The sequence below is a fragment of the Oceanobacillus sp. E9 genome (assembly GCF_001741975.1).
GTDB lineage: Bacteria > Bacillota > Bacilli > Bacillales > Amphibacillaceae > Oceanobacillus > Oceanobacillus kimchii.
The window spans coordinates 454,352-472,201 of the sequence record NZ_LSNA01000005.1 but is presented as its reverse complement, the minus strand read 5'-3'; the positions used below and the strand labels follow the sequence as shown (position 1 = coordinate 472,201).

Below are 17,850 nucleotides of genomic sequence, written 5' to 3'. Positions count from 1 at the left end.
CCTCCCTATTATAGGCTACTACAAAATATTCTTTTTTTACAGTGGAATGTTTCCATGTTTTCGGTTAGGACCTGTTTCTTTTTTATGTTCTAACATAATAAGAGATTGTATTAATTTAATTCTTGTTTCTCTTGGGTCAATAATGTCATCCACCATTCCTTTCGCAGCAGCGTAATATGGACTTGTTGTTAATATTTGATTATCTTTTTCGTCTGTTTCAAAAACACTAGAAGCACTTTCTGGTCCCATAACCGCAATTTCTGCATTTGGCCATGCAAATAGCAGATCCGCCCCTAAAGCTTTACTATTCATTGCAACAAAGGCTCCTCCATAAGCTTTACGTAGTATCACAGTTATTTTAGGTACTGTTGCCTCAGCAAATGCATAAACTAACTTCGCTCCATGACGTATTATTCCTTCTTTCTCATAACGTATCCCTGGGTAAAATCCAGTTACATCCTCTAGAGTTATAATTGGAATATCAAAGCAGTCACAGAATCTGATGAATCGTGCTGCTTTATCACTGGCGTTGGAATCAATTCCTCCAGCCATATGTTTCGGTTGATTGGAAACAACCCCAATGGTTTTACCTAACATTGATGCAAAACCGACTACGATATTTTTCGCGAAAAATTTATGTACTTCTAAAAAGCTTCCGTCATCAACAATTTTCTCTATAATCGGTATAACATCATATGTTTTACCTGATTCACTAGGCACAAGATCAGATAAACTACCACAATAATCTTTATTAGTTAACTGTTTTGACATAGTCGTTGACTTAATAAATGTGAGAAGTTTTGTTGTAATTTGAAAAGCCTCTAGTTCATCTGTTGCTAGAAAATGACAATTACCATTTACCACAGAGTGCATATATGTTCCGCCTAATTCTTCTGCAGAAACAGTTTCTTTCGTAATCGCTTCAATAACTTTTGGGCCAGTAATATACATTTGAGAAATGTCCTTCACCATAATTATAAAATCAGTTAGTGCAGGAGAATATACTGCTCCACCTGCATTAGGGCCTAAAATGATAGATATTTGTGGAATAACTCCAGAGTATTTAACATTACGATAAAATATTTGCCCATAACCATCCAACGCAGTTACCCCTTCTTGAATACGAGCACCAGCAGATTCATTCAAACCAATAATTGGTACTTTTGTTTTGGCTGCTAGATCCATCATGGATGCTATCTTTTTCCCTTGCAATTCACCTAATGAACCTCCTCGGACGGTGAAGTCATGGGCAAAAACATATATTGGTTTTTGGTTTATAGTCGCATAGCCTACGACAACGCCTTCTCCTGGTGGATCAGTACTATCTTCAGATTTCTTCATAAATGGATAGAGCTCTATAAATGAACCTTCATCTACTAATGTATCAATTCTTTCTCTAGCAGTTAATTTTCCTTTTCGGTGTTGCTCAGTATTCTTTTCACTCCCTCCCCCTCTAAAAACTATTTTTCTTCTTTGCTGAAGTTCTTCTAATTTCTTATAAGTATCTATAATTGTCCCTCCTTTTACAAGTCACAAATTTCAACTAAAACACCATGCAGAGAACGAGGATGTAAAAACGTGACTCTTCGTTGATCAGCTCCAAGTCTTATAGTAGGTTTAATCATTTGTACAGAGCTTTTTGATACAGATAGAATATAAGTAAGATAATTTTCAACTTGTAATGCCAAATGATGAATACCTTCACCACGTTGACTTAAAAAATTCGATATCGAGGAGTGATCATCCATAGGTTCCATTAATTCAATACAAACATCACCATTCATTAATTTCGCTATACGAATTCCTTCTTGTGAAATAATTTGCTCACTTACAACCCGAAACCCTAATTCCTGTGTGAATTTATATATGGCTGGTTGTAATTGATAAACTGCAATTCCTATATGACCAATTTGCATAAACTCCCCCCTATTTGAATCAATAACTTTAATAAAACCTACTCATGTAATTCATGATATAAAATTTTTTTTGTATTTATTCTTTAATTTAAATAAAAACATAAATGTAGCTTGTTCTAATTAATAATTCACGATAGAATAAAGATTAGAGAAATTTGAATTTCGGTGAATTAAAGGAGGAGCCATTGTGACTTCTAAAGGGAATCAATCATTGAAGAAAAAACGTTCGAAGCGTGAGCGTAGAACAAAATTCATTATTTATATTATGATTTTTCTTATGTTAATCTCAACGATAACAGCTGGATTAGCATTTATTATTTAAAAATCGAGAGAATAGCAGTCATTAAGACAAGCTATTTTCTCGATTTTTTTCTTTATGAGATTTTCGTGGAGGAATATCCGTTTTCTTAAATTTATTTTTTATTATAAGGTACTCTTCTATTTCATGTAGTAACTGAAATAAATTTGCTCGAGTTTCAAATTCCTCTCGATTTGTTGGCAGTTCTTCTTCATGAAATTCTCTTCTAAGTTGTCTTAATTCCTCTAAAAACAATATGGCAGTATTTCCAGGATGCACTGAAGTAGATAATTTTTCAAAGAAGTCTGCAATACGATTGGATATATAATCTGTGTTCGGTAAATGGGTAACTAATGGTAACATCTTTTTTAATAATTCAAACTGTCTTTTTCTCATTTGAAAATAATCAAAATACGTGTGATCACTTCGTAATAAATGATTTTCTCTATCTCGTTGTACTAAAGTATTCGCTTTTGTTAGTATATCTTCCGTATCGGTAATTTCTTCACCTTTCCAACTAGAATCTTTATCACGAATATATAAGGAATACTCATAAAGTATACGACTAAAATTTTCTTCTAACTTATCTTGGTTTGTTTTCAACATCTTATCAAGACTCGGCATGTACAGGTTTAATAAAAGACCAGTTCCAATACCAATTGTGATTAAAAGTAACTGGTCAGCTAATAGTGGCCCAGTAATCGATGAAGTACTGTACAAATTTAGAGTAACTACTGAACTAGAAGCAATTCCCGGGGTTACTTTAAAAAATACAGTTACAGGAATAAATAATAGTAACATGATAAAAATGGAGATCGGAGAATAACCAATTAGTTCGAAAAAAATAAACGAAAAGACCATTGCAAGTACACACGCAAGAAAACGCTGCCATGCACTCATCAATGATCTTTTTCTAGATGGCTGTATACATAATATTGTTAATATTCCAGCTGACACAAAGTTGGTTAAACCAAAAAGTTGCGCAAGTGTTATGGAAACTGGCGTCCCAATTGCAGTTTTTATTGTGCGGTAACCAATTTTCAACTTTCATTACTCCCTCAAAATTTCTAAATACAGATGAAATTTACATCTAAATATGTTTGCAGCAAAAATGTGAGTATTCCCCCTGGCATGGTCTCTGGATAACGGTGAAAATTAAAACATATTTTCAACTACCATCTTCTGTGTCTGTTAACTTTGGAGTAACTCACATTTTAATTGCTGCATAAACTTTAATAAATTCTTATGTTCTTAGACTTATATTTCTTCACAGTGTTGATCAAATAATGTTTGTAGCTTTCCAGTAACTTCCATAGCACTAAAGCCTTCGATGTCATGTCTTTCAATCATCGTTACAATTTTCCCATCTTTCAACAATGCAAAAGATGGTGAAGATGGCGGAAAACCTTCAAAGTACGTACGTGCTTTTTCCGTTGCTTCACGGTCTTGCCCAGCGAAAACAGTTACCAGATGATCTGGTCGTTTATCATAATGAATAGAATTCGTTGCGGCTGGACGAGCAACACCGCCTGCACATCCACAAGTGGAATTTACCATCACTAATGTCGTACCTTCACGATTTAACGCTTGGTCAACTTCTTCTTCTGTTTTTAATTCTTGATAACCAGCTTCCGTTATATCCTTTCGAGCAGCATCTACAACATCCTGCATAAATAAATTGAAATCCATGATAACCCATCCTTTTAATATGAAATGTATATAGGTCTAGCTTATCAGCATCATCCATAAATTTCAATTTATTAATTTCCTAATAAAGAGAAATCGTATTAGCATTCATATCTTCTAGAATTTCTTTCACTCTGGCAAGAAATCTACCACATACTAAACCATCTAATATACGGTGATCTAGTGATAAAGAAAGGTTAACCATGTCCCTGGCAGCAAACATATCATCGATAATTACTGGTTTACGAATAATCGATTCTACTTGCAATATAGCTGCTTGTGGGTAATTAATTACCCCCATTGAAGAAACCGAGCCAAATGTTCCAGTATTATTTACTGTGAATGTTCCACCTTGCATATCCTCAGATGTTAATTTCCCAGTTCGTGCTTTATTCGCAAGTTCATAAATATCACGAGCTACTGCTTTTATTGTTTTTTCATCTGCATTTTTTATTACAGGAACGAATAATTCATTTTCCTTGGCTACAGCAATTGAAAGATGAATATCTTTTTTCTGAATTATTTTATCTCCAGCCCAAGCACTGTTTAACTCTGGAAATTCTCTTAAAGCTTGAGAAACGGCTTTTATAAAAAATGCAAATGGCGTCAAACTATAACCTTCATCAGATTTAAATTTGTCTTTAATAGAATTGCGATACTTCATCATATTCGTTACATCTACTTCTACTTGCATCCATGCATGAGGGATTTCTTGTTTTGAACGAACCATATTATCCGCAATTACTTTTCGAACACCTTTTACAGGTATCTCCTTATCCCCCGTTTCACTAACCACAGGACTCGTAGAAGATGGTGCTGATATGGTATCTATTTTTTGTGATGATTTACGAGAACTGTCTTTTTCTGTAGGTGAAGTTGTTTTACCTTCTTTAATTAATTTCTCTACATCTTTTCTTGTTATCCTCCCCATACGCCCAGTACCATTAATCATTGTTAAATCAATCTCGTTTTCCTGAGCTAATCGAAGTACTGCTGGAGAGTATCTTTTTTTCATAAATTCATCGTTTTCTTTGGAATTATTCTCATTTTCTATATTATCTTGCGCATGTCCTTTATTATTTGTGGTTCCATTTGCTGAAACTGATTCTTCTGTTTCGATGTAGCAAATCAACTGACCTACTTCTACCGTTTCTCCTTCTTCTGCATTTAATTCCTTAATCACACCTGTAAATGATGAAGGAACTTCCGCATTTACTTTATCTGTCATCACTTCAGCTATGGGATCATATTTATTAACTTTATCACCTACCGCTACGAGCCAAGTGTTTATCGTACCTTCTGTAACACTTTCTCCTAACTGAGGCATGTTAATTTTTTCTACTGACATCGGTATACCTCCAATTAGTATTCTGCGAGCTCTCGCATTGCTTTTTCTACTTTATCTGGATTAACCATAAAATACTTTTCCATCGTTGGTGCATACGGCATAGCAGGAATATCTGGACCAGCTAATCGTTGAATTGGAGCATCTAGATCAAATAAACATGATTCAGAAATAATTGCCGCAACTTCTCCGATAATACTTCCTTCTTTATTATCCTCAGTAATTAGAAGTACTTTACCAGTTTTACTTGCAGCTTGACGAATTGCTTCTTTATCCAATGGATAAACTGTTCTAAGATCTAAAATATGCGCTTCAATACCTTCTTCTGCTAATTTTTCAGCAGCTTGAAGTGCAAAGTGAACACAAAGTCCATACGTAATAACAGTAATATCTTCTCCTTCACGTTTAACGTCTGCTTTTCCAATAGGAAGTACGTAATCATCTTCAGGAACTTCTTCTTTTAGCAAGCGATAAGCACGTTTATGTTCAAAAAATAGTACCGGATCATTATCACGAATTGCTGCTTTTAAAAGTCCTTTAGCATCATATGGAGTCGATGGCATAACAATTTTTAGTCCTGGTTGATTAGCGAAAACAGCTTCTACAGACTGAGAATGATATAGTGCGCCGTGTACTCCTCCACCATAAGGTGCTCTTACTGTTAAGGGTACACTCCAATCATTATTAGAACGGTATCGTATTTTAGCCGCTTCTGAAATAATCTGATTTACCGCTGGCATAATAAAGTCAGCGAATTGCATTTCTGCGATTGGTCTTTTACCATACATCGCAGCACCAATTGCTACACCAGCGATCGCTGATTCCGCTAAAGGGGTGTCTAAAACTCGATCTTCACCAAATTCCTCAAATAACCCATCTGTTGCTTTAAAAACGCCACCTTTTTTACCAACATCTTCTCCTAAGACAAAAACATCTTTATCTCTATGCATTTCTTCTTTTATTGCGGTCGTAATTGCCTGAATATAAGACATTACTGGCATAACTCATCCTCCTCCCTACTCTTCCTCATAAACATATCTTAAAGCATCTTCTGGTTTTGCATAGGAAGCATTTTCTGCATAATCCGTTGCTTCATTAACAATTTCATCAATACGAGCCATGATTTCTTGCTCTTTTTCATCTCTAAGTACTCCAGCCTCTTTTAAAGTAGTCGCAAATGTAATGATGGAATCTCTCTTCTTTGCTTCTTCTACCTCATTTTTTTCACGGTATGCTCGATCGTCATCATCACTTGAATGCGCCGTTAATCGGTACGTAATCGCTTCAACTAAAGTCGGACCTTCTCCATTTACCGCTCTATCTCTTGCTTCTGCAATTGCATGATATACAGCCACGGGGTCATTTCCATCCACTGTGATGCCAGGCATTCCATAAGAACTTGCCCTTTCAGATATAGTTTCACTGGCTACTTGGCGGTCATAAGGTACGGAAATAGCATACTTGTTATTTTCCACCATTGTGATGACGGGAAGTTTGTGAACTCCTGCAAAGTTAAGGCCTTCATGAAAATCTCCCTGATTTGAAGATCCTTCTCCTAATGTAACAAAAGATACAAGTGATTCTTTATCCATCTTTGCCGCTAATGCTACTCCAACAGCATGTGGTAACTGTGTTGTAACGGGTGATGAGCCAGTAAGAATTCGGTTTTTCTTTTGTCCAAAGTGGCCAGGCATTTGTCTGCCACCTGAATTCGGATCTTCGGATTTTGCAAAAGCTGATAACATAACATCCCTTGCACTCATACCAAAAGATAATACTACTCCTAAATCACGGTAATACGGAGCAATATAATCCGAGGTACGATTTAACGCTAAGGCAGCACCCACTTGTGCAGCTTCTTGACCTTGACACGAGATAACAAAAGGAATTTTTCCAGCACGGTTTAACAGCCACATTCTCTCGTCTAATTTTCTTGCCAATAACATCATTTCATACATCTCTAGAGCAATATCATTACTTACTCCTAGTTGAGACTCAGACATCGCATGTCCCTCCTTAAATTAACCATGAATTTGATTTCCTTCTACTGCAAGTGCAGCTTCACCAATTACTTCTGACAACGTTGGATGTGGGTGTATGCTCTCACCAATTTCCCAAGGAGTAGCATCTAAAAATTTAGCAAGACCTGCTTCAGCAATCATATCTGTAACATGTGGTCCTATCATATGAACTCCCAATAAATCATTTGTCTTTCTATCTGAAATGATTTTTACAAACCCTTCGCTTTCTCCGTGAACTAATGCCTTACCAACTGCTTTAAATGGAAATTTGCCCACTTTTACTTCATAGTCATTCTCTTTTGCCTGCGCTTCTGTTAAACCAATACTTGCTGCTTCAGGACTCGAATAAACACATGAAGGAATTGATGTGATATCCATTTTATCAACAGTATGCCCTGCCATATGTTCTACAGCTTTTAATCCTTCATGAGATGCAACATGCGCTAACTGAAGCCCACCAATTACATCACCAATCGCATAGATATGTGACTCCTTCGTTTGGTAAAACTCATTTGTCCTTATCAAATTCTTCTCTGTTACAATGTCCGTATTCTCAAGGCCAATATTCTCTATATTTCCTTTTCTTCCTACAGACATAAGGACTTTATCTGCTTGGTAAGCTTGGGTTTCTCCATTAACATCTACCTGTAATGAAACTCCCTTATCTTTCTTTACAGAATCCGCTTTTACATTCGCATTTGTAATAATTTTTATCCCTTTTTTGGTTAATAATTTGCTCATTTCCTTAGAAATTTCGGTATCTTCTGTAGAGAGTATTCTATCTTGATATTCCAGAATAGTAACATCTACTCCAAAATCGTTTAACATGGATGCCCACTCAATACCAATAACTCCACCACCAATGATTAACATAGAATGAGGAAGTGTATCTAAAGTTAATGCATCATCCGAACTTAATATTTGGTTGTGGTCAAATTCAAGACCTGATAAGTGATTAGGTCTTGATCCCGTTGCAATCAGAACATTTTTCGGTAAAAGCATATCGTTTTCTTTACCATCACTATATTCAACTGAAATCGTTCCAGGCATTGGTGAAAATATACTTGGACCTAGTATTCTTCCAAAGCCTTGATAAACATCAATTTTACCCTTTTTCATTAAACTTTGGACTCCTTGATGTAATTGATCAATAATCTTCTGTTTGCGTTGTTGAACTTTTGTAAAATCCAGACTTGGCTTTTCTACTTGGACCCCAAATTCATCTGCATGAAGTGTTTGTTGGTATACTTCAGCACTTCGAAGTAATGCTTTTGAGGGAATACATCCACGATGTAGACAAGTTCCCCCTAATTCAGCTTTTTCAACAATTGCAACTTTCATTTTTAATTGTGAAGCTCGAATGGCAGCAACATAACCACCAGTTCCTCCACCAATAATTACTAAATCGTACTCCGTTGCCATTAATGTCCCTCCTTTTTACGGGTAGGTCTTCACGGGGACTTCTCCTCGAATTACTTGAAGAACTCCTTCATTCATAGCCTCCAATTCATTATTACCTGGAAAAACCATAATATCTGCAATCCAATTAATTCTTGTAATGACTTCTTTCATTACAAAATCATCTTCTTCTACATTCCCCGTGAAAACTATGCCATCTATTTCTCCATTTAAAACTGTACTCATTGAACCTATTTCTTTTGCAATTTGATATGCTAATGCTTGCATAACTTCTATTGTCCAAGGATCTTCTTTTAATAAATTTAATTCTATAACCTTAGGATCCTCGGTGTGAAGATATGCTTTTAAGCCAGCTTGTTTTATTAATTTCTGTTCCCAATCCTCGATCTGATCAGATTTTTCTATCCCATATTGTAAAATCCTTCCAATAGGAATACCTCCACAACGATCAATAGTAAAAGGTCCTTCCCCTTCTAATCCATTAGTAACATCAATTATTTTCCCGTTTCTATGTGCGCCAATCGTAATGCCTCGTGCAATATGAATTACAATGAGATTCAGCTCATTATACGTTTTTCCTAGACGTTTGGAAGCTAACCTTCCTGCTTGTCTATGGTTCAAAGCATGAAATATACTTTTCCTTTCAATTTCAGGAATTCCCGATATACGGGCTATTGGCTGCATTTCATCGACAACAGGCGGATCAACGATATATGCTGGAATGTTTAATCCTTTAGCAATACTATCCGCTATAACTGCACCTAAATTAGAGACATGCTCTCCAAAAGAAGCTGTTTTTAAATCATAAAGCATTTTTTCATTTATAGCATATGTTCCACCCGTTATAGGTTGGAGTAAACCACCTCTTCCACAAACGGCACTAAATTTTGATATGTTTATACCATCAAGATCTAATTGATGCAAAAGAGTATGTTTTCGATGAGAAACTTGGTCCATTATTCTAGTAAATTTATTTATCTCTTCTTCACTGTGATGAATTGTTTGCTCATACAGAAGCCTTTCGTTTTCAAACACGCCGATAGTTGTTGCGTATAATTCTGGCTGAATCACCAATATTCTTCTATTTGTTTGCACGAGACAACCTCCAACGACTTGTCTTTCTTAATTAAATTTCAATATATGTTTTTCGTTTAGTAGAAACTGACTTCTAGAGTTACGTACTGATTGAATGCGTTCTTCTGCCATTCGATCTGCTGCAACATGTGTAGGTATGTTATCTCTTTTTGAAATCTCAAACACCTTTTCTACATTGTCATAAACCATTTCTACTTTTTTCATTGCTCTTTCCCTGTTATAACCTACCAATTCATCAGCAACATTAATAACTCCACCCGCATTAATAACATAATCTGGTGCATAAACAATTCCTCGTTCATGTAACATATCACCATGTTTTGTTGTCATTAATTGGTTGTTAGCAGAGCCTGCTACGGCTTTTGCTTTTAACTTGTCTAATGTCTCATCGTTAATTGTAGCTCCTAGTGCACACGGAGCATAAATATCGCACTCTACTCCATAAATCTCATCTGGGTCTACAGCCCTTGCACCAAAATCATCTACTGCTCGTTTTACAGACTCTTTATTAATATCCGTTACAATTAAGTCTGCACCTTCTTTATGTAAAAAATCACATAGATGATATGCTACATTTCCAACACCTTGAACTGCCACAGATTTACCTTCAAGTGACTCAGATCCGAAAGCCTCTTTGGCAGTCGCTTTCATGCCATGATATAAACCTAGCGCTGTGATTGGAGATGGATTGCCGGATGCACCTGAATAAGAAGAAGTACCCGTTACAAAATCTGTTTCTAAATGAATGAGGTCCATATCTATTTCTGTAGTCCCAACATCTTCCGCAGTAATATAACGACCATTTAAACCTTGGATGTATCTACCAAATGCACGAAACATTTCGGGGTTTTTATCTTTCTTTGGATCACCAATAATTACTGTTTTTCCACCACCGAGATTTAATCCAGCAGCAGCATTTTTATATGTCATTCCTTTTGCCAGTCGCAGGGCGTCTACAATTGCATCTTCTTCTGTTTTGTATGTCCACATTCTCGTTCCACCTAACGCTGGACCTAGTGTTGTATCATGTATAGCAATTATCGCTTTTAAACCTGAGTTTTTATCTTGGCAAAAAAGTAATTGTTCATAGTCATATTTTTGTAAGCTTGTAAAGATTTCCATTATTAATCCTCCTAAAAGTGAATTCACAGTGCGATTAAATCGGTACACTTAGTCTACATCACTCCTTTCAATAGTAACTAGCAAATTGTATGCCAACTAAAATATCAAGTATATATGGATGTAAAACAATATAAATACGCAAGAAATTTCACTCCTGCAATTTTTTGCAGGAAAAATTATTCAAGATTGTACTTATCCAACTTATAATATAAGTTACGCACTGAAATTTGTAATTCTTTTGCTGTTTTCGTTTTATTTTTATTGCATCGTTGAAACACCATATTAATATACTGTTTTTCATAAATATCCAATGCATCTTGTAACTTCACTATATCCCCTTCTGCTGTTACATTTACAAATGCATCTTCCTGTTTATTAGAAATGGTATTAGGTAAATGCTCCACATCAAGTACTTTTTCTGTATTATCCATAAATATCATCGCTCTACTGACTACATTTTCTAATTCTCGCACATTGCCAGGCCAATGATACTTCATTAATTGTTCAGTAGCTTTCATTGATATTCTCTCGACATCTCTTCCGTATTCATTATTCATTTTATAAATGATATGTTGTATAAGCTCAGGTAAATCTGATATTCGTTCTTTTATTGCAGGTACGGTTATTGGCAGCTTATTTATTCGATAATATAAATCTTCTCGAAACGATCGATTCATAATCGCTTTTTCTAGATTTACATTCGTTGCTGCTATAACTCGTACATCTATAGAAATAGGAGTAGATCCACCTACACGAACTACCTCTTTCTCTTGAAGTACACGAAGTAATTTGGCTTGCATGGTTAATGACAATTCACCTATTTCATCTAGGAAAATACTTCCGCCATTCGCCTCCTCAAAGAATCCTTTTTTTCCACCAGTTTTTGCACCTGTAAAAGCTCCTTCCTCATACCCAAATAACTCACTTTCTAATAGGGATTCGGATAGTGCAGCACAATTTACTCGAATAAATTTATTATGCTTACGATCACTTTCATTATGAATCGCATGAGCAAACAATTCTTTTCCAGTGCCTGATTCTCCACGAAGTAATACAATAGCCGGTGTTTTCGCACCTACTTTTGCTTGTTCCAGTGCTAGCTTCATTTCCGAAGAGGTTCCAATTATATCGTCAAATGTATATCTAGCTTCTAAATTACGGATAATTTGCCGAGCACGCTTTAATTCTTTTGTTAATAATTGTATTTCTGATACATCATGTAAAACCCCAACACTACCCTTAATTTTCCCCTGTACGATTATAGGTGCAACATTAACGATAACTTCTTTGTTATGAGGACCGACTTTCATATGTACACCTCTAACTGCTCGCCGAGTTTCTAATACTTTCAAGTGCATACTTTCTCCTTCAGCGATATCTACAGTAGCCGGTTTTCCAATAACATCCGCTTCCGCTAATCCGGTAATTCGAGTATAAGCAGGATTAATGATTAAACCATTTCCCTTTTCATCTACTACACTAATTGCCTCATCCGAGGATTTTATAATTGCTTCAAGCATCGTTTTGATCTCATTTAAATCTGTATTTTCTTCAGCAAGCTTAACAACTTCTGTAATATCTTTAAATACTGCAAAAGCACCTACTAAGTCACCAGTTTTACTAATAATTGGGATTCGAGTAGATATTACTTTCTTTCCATTATCTAATATTGTTTTTTGATTTAATTCTCTTCTTTGAGATTTCAATACATTTGGTAACCTGCTCGAAGGTAACAGTTCAAAAATATGCTTTCCTTTATAATCAGACTCATTTTTATTTAGAATCCGCTCTGCTCGTTTGTTTAATAGTTCTACCTTTTCATTTTTATCAATGACAATCATTCCATCATGAATATGATTTAAGATAAGCTCCAATCTATTGGCTTGTGATTTTACTTTCTCAACAAGGTATTCTTTCTCATAAAGTAATTCAGATATTATATTAGCCACTGCCCCCGGAACTACTACGGTCTTTCTCGGTCGTACATCAATTATTTCATCTAATACCTCTTCAACACCCGTAGCTTCTAATACAATATCAATTTCTTCAAAAATCCAATCCTTCCAATTAGCACTTACTGGAATACCTGCATTTTTTGCCAGTTGTATAGCTGGAGCATTTAAGTCTGAATCTACAACTGCTTTTATGCTCATTCGACTCGTTGCCTGCAGTAAATTGAATAATGCAGTACCACCTTTACCTCCACCAACAATTAATACTTGTTTCATCATCTCTCCACCTTGCATTATTTTGCATATCTACATCTTATGATATTCTGCATTTATTAGCAAACTTTTATTTTTTCTATTTTCTCTAGAATTTGATATACTTACGGTGAATATGTATTTACATAAAGGAGTTAACCGATGCAACGTCTACTAGCTATTATTGTTATATTTATTCCTGGTATTATCGCAGCAATTGGCATAAAACTAATGCGTGATACGTTGTTTGATGATTTCTATGCAATTTTTTTCTATGGTAGTATTCAATTTATAGTCGGACTTATCCTATTTATATTAGGAGTAGCATTCTTAGGTGGATTCATTATTTATCGAGATAGGAAAAAGCAAAAACGACAACAGCAGTATATTGACACAAAAGAAGACGGATAATTTCCGTCTTTTTTCATTAAAATTACTTTAATCTTCCATAAAATATGTTATATTAATAAAATAAATTCGATACAGGGGGATCATTACAAATGAAAGTAGCAAAGTTTGGAGGAAGCTCAGTAGCAAATGCAGAACAAATTCAGAAAGTAGCAAATATTATCAAGGCGGATCCCTCCAGAAAAGTTGTTGTTGTATCCGCACCAGGTAAAAGATTTAAAGAGGATGTCAAAATTACTGATCTATTAATACAGTTTGCTTCAAGCTATCAACGAAACCAAGTCGAGCAAAGTGAGAAGACGTTAACAATTATATTAGAGCGTTTCAAAGAAATAGTAGAAGATTTAAACTTACACTCCAGTATACTTGATGACATTAAACAAACAATTAAAGAAGATTTAGACAAGAAATTAACTCCAGATCAACTAATGGATGCAATTAAAGCGATTGGTGAAGATAGCTCTGCAAAAATAGTAAGTGCGTACCTTCAACATATAGGTATCGAAGCTACATATATGAACCCGAAGGATGCAGGTATATTTGTTAGCAATGAACCTGGCCATGCACAATTACTCCCTGAAAGTTTTCCGATTATTAAAAAACTACGTGATATTAAAAAAGTAGTTGTCGTTCCAGGATTCTTTGGATATGCAGAAAATGGAGAGCTCGTTACATTTTCTCGAGGTGGTTCGGACATTACTGGCTCTATCTTAGCTGCAGGAACAAAAGCATCTCTATATGAAAATTTTACTGATGTTGATTCTGTATATGCGGTTAATCCAACAATAGTAAATAATCCTAAGGAAATTAATGTGTTAACATATAAAGAAATGCGTGAATTATCATATGCTGGCTTTTCCGTTTTCCATGATGAAGCACTAATTCCTGCTTTTCGTGAACAAATTCCCGTTTGTATCAAAAACACCAATAATCCTAATGCCCCTGGAACAATGATCGTATCAGAGCGTGATGCGAGAGACAATTGTGTGGTAGGAATTGCGAGTGATGTTGGATTTTGCAGTCTTTATGTGAGTAAATTCCTTATGAACAGAGAGGTCGGGTTTGGTCGTAAACTACTCAATATTTTTGAAGATGAAGGCATTTCATTTGAACACGCTCCATCAGGAATAGATGATATGTCTGTTATATTTAGAGACCACAAATTTACTCCAGAAAAAGAACGTGTAGTGATTGACCGTATTAAAAATGAACTACATGTTGATACAGTTAGTATTCATCGAGACTTAGCTGTTATTATGGTAGTGGGTGAAGGTCTTGTAAATACGATTGGAGTCGCTGCCAGAGCTACTTCATCATTCTCTAAAGCAGGAGTAAATATTGAAATGATTAATCAAGGTTCCTCAGAAGTATCAATGATGTTTGGAATTCATGCCGAAGATATTGACAAAGCTATTCAATCACTATATCATGAGTTTTTTGAAGTGAACCAAAAGATAGAAAACATCACTGTTTAATGCAGTGGTGTTTTTTTATTTGTTGCACCATTTTTAATAGGGTAAGTAAGCAATAAAGTGATACAGCATCTACGGGAATAATTCACCTTTTAGGTACCGTATTCTCGTCAATGCTTTTCTCCATTCCAAAATGATTAAAAGGAGGTTGTAGAGTGAGTAATTAAAAAGTACAAATGACACACGCTCTATATCAATGCCTTTAGTAATGATAATCGGCTGTGTAATCGTTACAATAATTGAACTTATTTTTGATATAAACTTTCATACCCCCTCACTTCCGATCTTTAATTGGTTATTTATTAGGAGTTATTGGTTATGTAGTAAGCTTATGCAAAGCACAGAAAAAATTAACAAAACAAAACGTCCCTCTCCATCAGATGTCAATCTAATTAAGAAGAACGTCTTATCTTTTCTTTTTCGTACATAGTTTATCGCCCTATTGTGCGTATGTACAACATACAAACGACTTAGCTAACTTTATGTTCTAATCGTAACCGATCAGCCACCATTGCAATAAATTCAGAATTGGTTGGTTTAGCTTTTGAAATATTAATGGTGTAACCAAATAGTGCAGAGATGGAATCAATATTTCCTCGACTCCATGCTACTTCAATAGCATGACGAATCGCTCTTTCTACCCGTGAGGCAGTAGTATTAAATTTCTTTGCTATATCCGGATAGAGTACTTTTGTGATAGAACCAAGCAATTCAATGTCATTATATACCATTGTAATCGCTTCTCTTAGATACATATAACCTTTAATATGTGCAGGAACTCCAATTTCATGAATAATATTCGTGATATTTGCTTCAAGATCCTGTTTCTTTTTTTCTACTTTCGTTGTTTTAGATATTGTCGGGCTGGACGTTATTTTCGTTCCTTGAACTTGTCGAATTTGATCTGCTAAATTTGATAAATCGAATGGTTTCAGAATAAAATAAGACGCTCCTAAATCGACTGCTTTTTTCATCACTTCTTCTTGCCCAAATGCTGTTAACATAATTACATTCGGCTTCGAAGCTAAATCCATCGATTTAATGCTATTTAATACCGCTAATCCGTCAATATGCGGCATGATGATATCTAATATTAATACGTCTGGATTTTTTTCCTCCAACATACTAATACAATCTCTTCCATTAAAAGCAGTTCCAATAACTTCAATATCATGTTGATCGGTAAAATAATCTTCCATCATCTCAATAAGTTCTTTGTTATCATCGACTAAACATACAGAAATTTTCTCCACCAGTTATTTCCTCCCTTTATCTTTTGATCCACAATTTACATATTCTACAAAAGTATAAAATATCCTCTTTTTAATTAAAAAACTTTAAATTATTTTAAATTTATTCAATTATACTTCGTTTTTCTCATGTTTTCGATATGATTCGATATTAAAATAAGAATGTTGTCGAAAAATCTTTAATTGTTAGTAGTTGTACTTCATTTAAAAGCAAAAATAAAATACTTGTAATGGATTAACCACTACAAGCATTTTTTAAGCAACTTTTTGTTTTTCATCTCGGTGCGGTATAATATCTGCATCTTGCAACATCCATTCAATATGAACACCGTAACCTGATGTTGGATCATTTACAAAAACATGAGTTACTGCCCCAATTACTTTTCCATTTTGAATGATTGGACTTCCACTCATTCCTTGAACAATTCCACCTGTTTCTTTTAATAATTTTGGATCTGTAATTTGAATAACCATTCCTTTTGTAGATGGATTATTTTGCGGCACACTACTTACAATTTCAATATCAAATTCCTCAATTTCTTCTCCATTTATGACTGTTAAAATTTTTGCTGGTCCTTCCTCTACTTCATGTGATAATGCAACCGGAAAAGGTTTGTTGTATTTCTCATGGTCAATTTCTTTCTCTAGCACACCAAATATCCCATAATCTGTATTTCTTTTTATGGAACCAATTCGATGGTCCGCTTCTTCAAATCTTGCCTGTTTTTCTCCAGGAATTCCATTATCTCCTTTTTCAATCGAAGTTACTGAAGAATGAACAATGGACCCATCTTCTATTTCGATTGGTTTTTTTGTATCCATATCAGAGATCACATGACCTAATGCACCATACTTTCCACTTACCGGATCATAAAATGTCATCGTACCTATACCAGCTGCTGAATCTCTAATATAAAGCCCTATTTTGTATTGTTTTTCTTTTTCATCTAATACAGGCTCAAGTTTCGTGTCAATTGTATCTTTGCCTCTTTTTACGGTAACATCCATCATTTTTTTACTTTTCCCTGCTTCTTCTACATAAGATTTAATGTCATTCATTTCTTTAATTTGTTCACCATTTATTTTAACGATAACATCACCTACATTAATCTTTGCTTTTTCCCCTGGTGAAATATCCCCTTTATTTCCATTTACCAAATGATGACCAACTACGAGAACTCCTTTTGTTTCTAGTTGAACTCCAATTGACTGTCCCCCAGGAATTACTTTAACATCCTGCAAATTTCGAATTGGTTCTTCCTCATTATTCTTTTTTGGTGCTGGAACAGCATAAGGGAAGATTTTTTGAATTTCTTTCGTTGCACTAGTCGACTGGACTAGTTCTGAATCTATATGATCAGCTATGGTCATTTCTGGAAAAATAAACATAGAAGAAAGTATAAAGGAAGTTACTAAAAATAGTACAAATCGCTTTATGAAGTTTTTTGGTCTATTTTGCACGTCATCACTCTCCTCTTTCAACCATCGATTTGTTCTTTTTATGTACTTATAATTTCTGCAATCGACAAATCTTTAAACTGGAACAACCTATGTGAAATGTGTATCTTTTCCTGTAAAAGAGGTTGTATAGCTTACATAGCTTGATGTATCAGC

Annotated in this window: 16 protein-coding genes; 3 read left to right on the top strand and 13 right to left on the bottom strand. The window is 35.0% G+C overall.

The features are described from left to right. Positions 1–36: 36 nt before the first annotated feature. Together AQ616_RS06015 and AQ616_RS06010 are read right to left on the bottom strand one after the other, a co-directional pair. Complete coding sequence (locus AQ616_RS06015) at positions 37–1,512, bottom strand: acyl-CoA carboxylase subunit beta (RefSeq protein WP_069685278.1); 1,476 nt, start codon at positions 1,510–1,512, stop codon at positions 37–39. A gap of 11 nt (positions 1,513–1,523) precedes the next feature. Further along, positions 1,524–1,916 carry a VOC family protein gene (locus tag AQ616_RS06010; protein WP_017796974.1) on the bottom strand — a complete coding sequence of 131 codons (393 nt, stop codon included), beginning with the start codon at positions 1,914–1,916 and terminating at the stop codon, positions 1,524–1,526. A gap of 187 nt (positions 1,917–2,103) precedes the next feature. Between AQ616_RS06010 and prli42 the strand changes: the two genes are divergently transcribed. Further along, positions 2,104–2,238 (top strand): stressosome-associated protein Prli42, encoded by a 135-nt coding sequence (gene prli42, locus AQ616_RS19400; RefSeq protein WP_017796975.1) that lies wholly within the window; start codon positions 2,104–2,106, stop codon positions 2,236–2,238. Positions 2,239–2,259: 21 nt separating this feature from the next. On the opposite strand, the gene AQ616_RS06005 is transcribed toward prli42, so the two are convergent. The 9 genes from AQ616_RS06005 to AQ616_RS05965 form a co-directional block, all read right to left on the bottom strand. Beyond that, a complete protein-coding gene (locus AQ616_RS06005; RefSeq protein ID WP_017796976.1) occupies positions 2,260–3,258 on the bottom strand; it encodes an aromatic acid exporter family protein in 999 nt (332 codons plus the stop codon). Between the two features lie 213 nt (positions 3,259–3,471). Then, a complete protein-coding gene (locus tag AQ616_RS06000) occupies positions 3,472–3,903 on the bottom strand; it encodes a BrxA/BrxB family bacilliredoxin (RefSeq protein WP_017796977.1) in 432 nt (143 codons plus the stop codon). Between the two features lie 79 nt (positions 3,904–3,982). Further along, positions 3,983–5,248, bottom strand: a complete 1,266-nt coding sequence (locus AQ616_RS05995; protein WP_069685277.1) for a dihydrolipoamide acetyltransferase family protein — start codon at positions 5,246–5,248, stop codon at positions 3,983–3,985. Between the two features lie 14 nt (positions 5,249–5,262). Continuing rightward, the gene (locus AQ616_RS05990; protein ID WP_069685276.1) at positions 5,263–6,246 is read right to left on the bottom strand and encodes an alpha-ketoacid dehydrogenase subunit beta; all 984 of its coding nucleotides are present in this window, start codon (positions 6,244–6,246) and stop codon (positions 5,263–5,265) included. Positions 6,247–6,261: 15 nt separating this feature from the next. Further along, the gene (locus AQ616_RS05985; protein ID WP_069685275.1) at positions 6,262–7,248 is read right to left on the bottom strand and encodes a thiamine pyrophosphate-dependent dehydrogenase E1 component subunit alpha; all 987 of its coding nucleotides are present in this window, start codon (positions 7,246–7,248) and stop codon (positions 6,262–6,264) included. An 18-nt stretch (positions 7,249–7,266) separates the two neighbouring features. Continuing rightward, a complete protein-coding gene (gene lpdA / locus AQ616_RS05980) occupies positions 7,267–8,688 on the bottom strand; it encodes a dihydrolipoyl dehydrogenase (protein ID WP_069685274.1) in 1,422 nt (473 codons plus the stop codon). A 15-nt stretch (positions 8,689–8,703) separates the two neighbouring features. Further along, positions 8,704–9,780, bottom strand: coding sequence for a butyrate kinase (buk, locus tag AQ616_RS05975; RefSeq protein WP_069685273.1), 1,077 nt, complete (start codon positions 9,778–9,780; stop codon positions 8,704–8,706). A 27-nt stretch (positions 9,781–9,807) separates the two neighbouring features. Then, complete coding sequence (locus AQ616_RS05970) at positions 9,808–10,902, bottom strand: Leu/Phe/Val dehydrogenase (protein ID WP_069685272.1); 1,095 nt, start codon at positions 10,900–10,902, stop codon at positions 9,808–9,810. A 176-nt stretch (positions 10,903–11,078) separates the two neighbouring features. Then, complete coding sequence (locus AQ616_RS05965; RefSeq protein ID WP_069685271.1) at positions 11,079–13,130, bottom strand: sigma-54 interaction domain-containing protein; 2,052 nt, start codon at positions 13,128–13,130, stop codon at positions 11,079–11,081. Positions 13,131–13,268: 138 nt separating this feature from the next. Here AQ616_RS05965 and AQ616_RS05960 point away from each other — a divergent pair, with 138 nt between their 5' ends. Next, positions 13,269–13,517 (top strand): DUF2627 family protein, encoded by a 249-nt coding sequence (locus AQ616_RS05960; protein WP_017796985.1) that lies wholly within the window; start codon positions 13,269–13,271, stop codon positions 13,515–13,517. An 89-nt stretch (positions 13,518–13,606) separates the two neighbouring features. After that, positions 13,607–14,989, top strand: coding sequence for an aspartate kinase (locus AQ616_RS05955; protein ID WP_069685270.1), 1,383 nt, complete (start codon positions 13,607–13,609; stop codon positions 14,987–14,989). A gap of 467 nt (positions 14,990–15,456) precedes the next feature. Here AQ616_RS05955 and spo0A read toward each other — a convergent pair whose 3' ends face one another. Next, positions 15,457–16,239, bottom strand: a complete 783-nt coding sequence (gene spo0A / locus AQ616_RS05950; protein ID WP_017796987.1) for a sporulation transcription factor Spo0A — start codon at positions 16,237–16,239, stop codon at positions 15,457–15,459. 252 nt (positions 16,240–16,491) lie between these two features. After that, positions 16,492–17,697, bottom strand: coding sequence for a SpoIVB peptidase (gene spoIVB, locus AQ616_RS05945; RefSeq protein ID WP_017796988.1), 1,206 nt, complete (start codon positions 17,695–17,697; stop codon positions 16,492–16,494). Positions 17,698–17,850 lie beyond the last annotated feature (153 nt).